Annotated in this window: 5 protein-coding genes; 4 read left to right on the top strand and 1 reads right to left on the bottom strand. The window is 58.6% G+C overall.

What is annotated here, in order from left to right; translation table 11 throughout:
- Nucleotides 1–1,164: alanine racemase (gene alr / locus ACCC96_RS19925; protein WP_413696708.1), on the top strand; the 1,164-nt coding region annotated here is incomplete at its 5' end.
- Between the two features lie 63 nt (nt 1,165–1,227).
- Here the strand turns inward: alr and ACCC96_RS19920 are convergent.
- Nucleotides 1,228–2,793: a carbohydrate porin gene (locus ACCC96_RS19920; protein ID WP_413696707.1), complete on the bottom strand. Its 1,566-nt coding sequence runs from the start codon at nt 2,791–2,793 to the stop codon at nt 1,228–1,230.
- Nucleotides 2,794–2,960: 167 nt separating this feature from the next.
- On the opposite strand from ACCC96_RS19920, the gene ACCC96_RS19915 reads away from it, so the two are divergent.
- From ACCC96_RS19915 to ACCC96_RS19905, 3 genes are read left to right on the top strand one after another with little or no spacing between them, the layout of a single operon-like run.
- The gene (locus ACCC96_RS19915) at nt 2,961–4,235 is read left to right on the top strand and encodes an ABC transporter substrate-binding protein (RefSeq protein ID WP_413696706.1); all 1,275 of its coding nucleotides are present in this window, start codon (nt 2,961–2,963) and stop codon (nt 4,233–4,235) included.
- A 21-nt stretch (nt 4,236–4,256) separates the two neighbouring features.
- Entirely contained in the window at nt 4,257–5,219 is a 963-nt protein-coding gene (locus ACCC96_RS19910) for a carbohydrate ABC transporter permease (RefSeq protein WP_019578674.1), read from the top strand.
- Nucleotides 5,216–6,058 carry a carbohydrate ABC transporter permease gene (locus ACCC96_RS19905; protein ID WP_413696705.1) on the top strand — a complete coding sequence of 281 codons (843 nt, stop codon included), beginning with the start codon at nt 5,216–5,218 and terminating at the stop codon, nt 6,056–6,058. Before ACCC96_RS19910 ends, ACCC96_RS19905 begins: the two co-directional genes overlap by 4 nt.
- Nucleotides 6,059–6,081: the final 23 nt, after the last annotated feature.

The raw sequence follows: 6,081 nt of genomic DNA, 5'->3' as shown, positions 1-6,081 counted from the left end.
CCTCTGCTCGACCCCACCCCCGAACACCCACGCGCCGACAACCAACCAGGCCAGGCCAACACCTGGCTTGAGATTGATCAGGCCGCCTTCGAAGGAAACATCGCCAAACTCCAGCAACGGCTGGCGGGTAAAAGCCAGATGTGCGCCGTGATGAAAGCCGACGCTTATGGAAACGGCATTGGTTTACTGATCCCTTCCGCCATCCGGATGGGCATCACCTGTATAGGTGTGGCGAGTAACGAAGAGGCACGCGTTGCACGGGCAAAAGGCTTCAAGGGCCGCCTGATGCGTCTGCGCAGCGCTACCGTCGATGAAGTCGAGAATGCGCTGCGCTACAACATCGAAGAACTGGTCGGTAACCTGGAGGTTGCACGCCAGCTCAACGAACTGGCCACCCGCAAAGGCGTGAAACTGCCGATTCACCTGGCGCTGAATTCGGCGGGCATGAGCCGCAATGGCCTGGAAATGAGTACGGCGCAAGGGCAGCAGCAGGCGCTGGAACTGACTCAGCTGGATCACTTGGATATCGTCGGGATCATGACCCACTTTCCCGTTGAAGAGCGCGAGGATGTTCTGCGCGGGCTGGCCACATTCAAGGAGCAATCGAACTGGCTGATCGAACACGCCAAACTGGCCCGCAGCCGGATCACCCTGCACTGCGCCAATACCTTCACCACCCTCGAGGTGCCCGAAGGCTGGCTGGACATGGTTCGCCCGGGGGCTGCGCTTTATGGCTATCCAGTGGGTGGGCATAACGAGTTTCAACGGGTGATGCAGTTCAAGTCGCGGGTCGCGGCGGTCAACGCCTACCCGGCGGGCAGCACCATCAGCTACGACCGCACCTTTACCCTGAGCAAAGACTCATTGATCGCCAACATCCCGGCCGGCTACTCCGACGGTTATCGAAGAGCCTTCTCCAACAAAGCCTCAGTACTGATTCACGGCCAACGCGCGCCGGTAATCGGCAAGGTCACCATGAACACGCTGATGGTCGACGTCAGCGGTATCAAGGGTGTGCAGGCGGGAGATGAAGTGGTGCTGTATGGCAAACAGGGCGATGAAGAGATTACCCAGACCGAGCTTGAGACCATCAACGGCGCGCTGTTGGCCGACCTCTACACGATCTGGGGCAACTCGAATCCGAAGGTGTTGAAGTCCAGGTAAGGATGGACGTGTGGGAGCAGCCCTCGGCAGCTCCTACACAAGCACGTTCCGATCACCCGAAAATCAAAACCAGGTTTCCATCTGTATCCCGTATTGCCACACACCGCCGGCGTTGAAGTCGGTCTTGCCGAAGTTGTCTGTGGAGCTGTATCGGTCCAGGTCCGAAGACCAGTTCATGAAGCTGGCGAATACGCGCAACTCGGGGCGTGTGAGCAGGTCTCCAACGTCGGGTTTGAAGGTCGGGGCGATGGTGAATTTCCAGAAGTTACCGTCCACCGCATTACGTTGCAGGTAGCCCTTGGGGTCGAGGTTCATGGTTTGCCAGCTCATTTCGTAGGCCATCTCGAAATTGCTGTTGATTTCATTGGCCAGCCGCATGTTCAGGGTCATCCAGCGATAGTCGTCACCCTTGACGTAGCGATCCTTGCTTTGTTCAGCCAGTAAGCTGGGGCCGATACGCCAGTGGGGTGCAATCGGTGTTTCGCCGTACAGCGCCAGGCGCAGCGCACGGGCGTCGTCGATCAGTTCGCCGTCCGAGCCGATGTTCTTGACCTCGGCCCCCAGCCCTTGCCCGTAGAGCAGCGCCGTCTTGAAGAAGCCTTCCCTGCCGAAAAAGTTTTTCTGGTGGTTGGCCACCATGCTGTGCAAGCCGGAGTCCGCAGGCTTCAGGCCCGCTTCATTGGTGCGAGTGCTAAAGTCGTTTTTCTTTGAGCCAATACCATTGAACATCCACTGCCACTGACCATTATCGAAGAACTGGTTGGAGGTGAGGATGTAGCTTTCCACATCGGCATTGACACCGCCCTCACTGAAATCCCCGTAGTTACGCCCGATCAACGAGTAATTCGAGCGCCAGTTCTTGTTCATCTGCACGTCGTAGATACCACCCCCGGTGCCGGCCAGAAAGACGACGTCGGAGTCCAGCCAATGGATATCGAAGTTGTCCCTGTCGAATCGCTTGCCTGCCCACAGGGTGGCGTTCTCGAACGTCGAATTGCCCTTGAATGCGGCGAGATGATCGAGTTCCGTAAATACCTGGCGCACATTCAGGTTACTTTCGGCGGCCGTCCAGTCATTGGAGCTTTCCACTCCATCGGCGATGGAAACCGTGAATTTGGAATGGGTGCCGTTCTGCGCATAGGCTTCTTTCGACAGGTCTATACGCATGTAAGTGTCGTCTTCGTTACCGAGTCGCCCGACTGCACCACCGACTGAACCGGCAGGCGTCGTATAAGGACCGCCACGCCCACCACCCAGGCCATCGTTGATCAGCAATCCGGAGCGGGCGTAGCCCTTGAAGCTGAACCCGTCGGTGAGGTGCCCGGTACCGCCCTCCTTCTCCAGGCTTTGCTGACGGGCTTCGAGTTTTGCCAACCGCGTATCCAAACTGGGCGCCACAGTGGCGGTCGCAGTGGACGCAACAGGCTGCAAGGCGGGAGTGGACTGTTTGAGCTGCTGCAGTTCCCTGGCGAGTGCCTGGGTTTGCTGTTCGGCGGCGGCTGCACGTTTTTCCGCGGCGCTGGCACGGGCTTCAAACGCGGCCATGCGTTCTTCCAGAGTCGCGGCCTGAGCGGTGGCCGCCGAGGTGCCGAGTACGCCTGCGAGTAGCCAGCTTGATGCTTTCTGCATGGGGGATTTCCTGTTTTGTTTTTATTTTTTGTCCTGCGACCGGCCTTTTTTTCGTGAATTGTTAATTGTCAAAATCTACGAAAAAAAGGATGCCTCATCGCAAATACGCTGCTACATTTGGCGATGTTAACGTTAACTTTTCTAAAAACAAAAATAAAGAGGGCTTTATGAAACAGCTCAAATCACTCTTTCCAGCAGCACTGCTTGCCCTTTGCGCCGGGCTTCCATCCCTCTCCAGCGCAGCCAATCTGACGATTTCCTGCGGTGCGGTGGGCGCGGAATTACAACTGTGCAAAGAGGCCGTCGAGGCGTGGTCTCAACAGACCGGCAATCACGTCGAGGTGGTGTCCACGCCTAACTCGGCAACCGAGCGGTTGTCGTTCTATCAACAGATCCTCAGTGCGCAGTCCAGCGACATCGACATCATTCAGATCGACATGGTGTGGCCGGGGATGCTGGCCAAACATCTGCTGGATCTGCGCGAGGTGCTGCCCGCCGACGCAACCCAAGGCTACTTCCAGGCACAGGTGGACAACGCCACGGTGAACGGACGGCTGGTGACGATGCCGTGGTTCACCGACTCGGGCCTGCTGTATTACCGCAAGGACTTGCTCGAGAAATACAACAAGCAAGTCCCCCAGACTTGGGAGGAAATGACCGCTACCGCCAAAGATGTACAACAGGCCGAGCGCAATGCCGGCAACGCCAACGCATGGGGCTACATCTTTCAAGGGCGCGCCTACGAAGGCCTGACGTGCAATGCGCTGGAATGGATCAGCAGCCAACCGGACGGCGGGCTGGTCAATCCTCAAGGCGACATCGTGGTCAACAGCCAGGCCTCAAGAGCGGCGTTGACCCTGGCCAAAAGCTGGGTAGGCGACATCTCCCCGCGTGGCGTGCTCAATTACACCGAGGAAGAAGGACGCGGCGTGTTCCAGTCGGGCAATGCACTGTTCATGCGTAACTGGCCTTATGTCTGGGCCTTGGTGCAAAGCCAGGACAGTGCGGTAAAAGACAAGGTCGGGGTCGCTCCCCTGCCCCGCGGCGGCAACAGCGGCACCCATGCCTCCACCCTCGGCGGGTGGGGTTTGGCGGTGTCGCGTTACAGCGCTAACCCGAAGCTTGCCGCCGAACTGGTGAGCTACCTGACCAGCGCTCAACAGCAAAAAAATCGTGCGTTGATTGGCGCCTATAACCCGGTGATCGAGTCGCTCTACCAGGATCCCGAGCTACTCGCGGCCATGCCTTATTACAGTCAGCTGCACAGCATTCTCAACGACGGCGTCATGCGCCCCGCTTCAATAACCGCTGCTCGTTATCCACGGGTCACCAATGCGTTCTTCGATCAAGTGCATGGCGTGCTGGCCGGCGAGTTGCCGGTCGATCAGGCGCTGACCGAACTGGAAGGCGAACTCACGCGTATCAAACACCGGAACTGGTAAGCCACAAGGAAGAAAATCACCATGTCTGTCTCTATTGCCCATGCTCCCTGTGACGAGCTCCTGCTCACCAGGGAAACGCCGGTACAGCGTCGCCGAGTGCGCGCTGCCTGGCTATTTCTGACGCCGATGTTGCTGTGTCTGGCCCTGGTGGCGGCCTGGCCGTTGCTGCGGACATTCTGGTTCAGCCTGACCGACGCCAACCTGGCGGACACCGCTGGCGGCACCTTCGTTGGCCTGAGCAATTATCTGTTCCACAACGGTTCCAGCTGGTCGGGCATCCTGGTCGATCCGCAATGGTGGAATGCAGTGCGCAACACCTTGCATTTCACCGTGGTGTCGGTGGGGCTGGAAGTCGTGCTGGGGCTGCTGGTGGCGTTGCTGCTGAACATCCAGTTCGCCGGCCGTTCCCTGGTGCGAGCGTTGATTCTGATTCCGTGGGCGATTCCGACCATTGTCTCGGCGAAGATCTGGTCGTGGATGCTCAATGACCAGTTCGGCATCATCAATCACCTGATGCTCAGCCTCGGCCTGATTACCGCGCCTCTGGCCTGGACCGCAGATGCCGATCTGTCGATGTGGGCGGTGATTATCGTCGACGTCTGGAAGACCGTGCCGTTTGTCACCCTGCTGATGCTCGCCGCCTTGCAGATGTTGCCGAGTGACTGCTACGAAGCCGCCAGGGTCGATGGTATTCATCCGCTGAAGGTGTTCTGGCGGGTCACGCTGCCACTGCTGATGCCCGCATTGCTGGTGGCGGCGATCTTCCGCATCCTCGACTCCCTGCGGGTGTTCGACGTGATCTATGTGCTGACCTCGAACTCGTCGAGCACCATGAGCATGTCGGTCTATGCCCGCCAACACCTGGTGGAGTTCCAGGACGTCGGTTACGGCAGCGCCGCCTCGACCCTGCTGTTTCTGGTGGTTGCAGTGATCGCCATGCTTTATCTCTACCTCGGACGCCGTCAACTGGAGGTCCGGTCATGAGCCCGCGCCAACTGAAAAAAGCGCTGTTGCGCTTCGGGTTCTGGTGCCTGATCGGGGTGTTGCTGCTGTATGCGGTGTTCCCTTTCTACTACGCCATCGTCACGTCGCTGAAGCCGTCCAGCGCCTTATTCGAGGTGAGTTACTGGATCAAAAAACCCGACTTCTCCAATTACGCGGCGGTGCTCAACCAAGCCTCATTCCTGCGGGCTATCGGTAATTCACTGGTGGTTGCACTTAGCGTGGTGACGCTGGCGCTGTTCCTTAGCCTGACCGCTGCTTATGCCTTGGGCCGGGTGAAATTCCGTGGGCGTGGCACGGTGTTGATGATGGTCCTTGGGGTGTCGATGTTTCCCCAGGTCGCAGTGCTGTCGGGGCTGTTCGAGGTGATCCGCGCCTTGGGCCTGTACAACACGCCCTGGGCATTGATCCTCAGCTACACGATTTTCACCCTGCCCTTCACTGTCTGGGTGCTGACCACGTTCATGGGCCAACTGCCTCATGAACTGGAGGAAGCGGCAATCATGGATGGCGCCTCGCCCTGGGTCACGCTGACCCGAGTGCTGTTGCCGCTGCTCTGGCCCGCACTGGTCACCACTGGCTTGCTGGCTTTCATCGCGGCATGGAACGAGTTCCTGTTTGCCTTGACCTTCACCCTCACCGACACCCAACGCACGGTGCCGGTGGCCATCGCCCTGATTTCCGGCGGCAGCCCCCATGAGTTGCCTTGGGGTTTGTTGATGGCGGCATCGGTGCTGGTCACCGTCCCTCTGGTGATTCTGGTGCTGATCTTCCAGCGCCGAATCGTTTCCGGCCTCACTACCGGCGCGTTAAAGGGTTGATGCCCGACAACTACAAGGAACAG

Source organism: Pseudomonas sp. Pseusp11, from assembly GCF_047304405.1.
GTDB lineage: Bacteria > Pseudomonadota > Gammaproteobacteria > Pseudomonadales > Pseudomonadaceae > Aquipseudomonas.
Note: the sequence above shows the minus strand (reverse complement) of the source record. Positions and strands in the feature narration are given on the sequence as shown.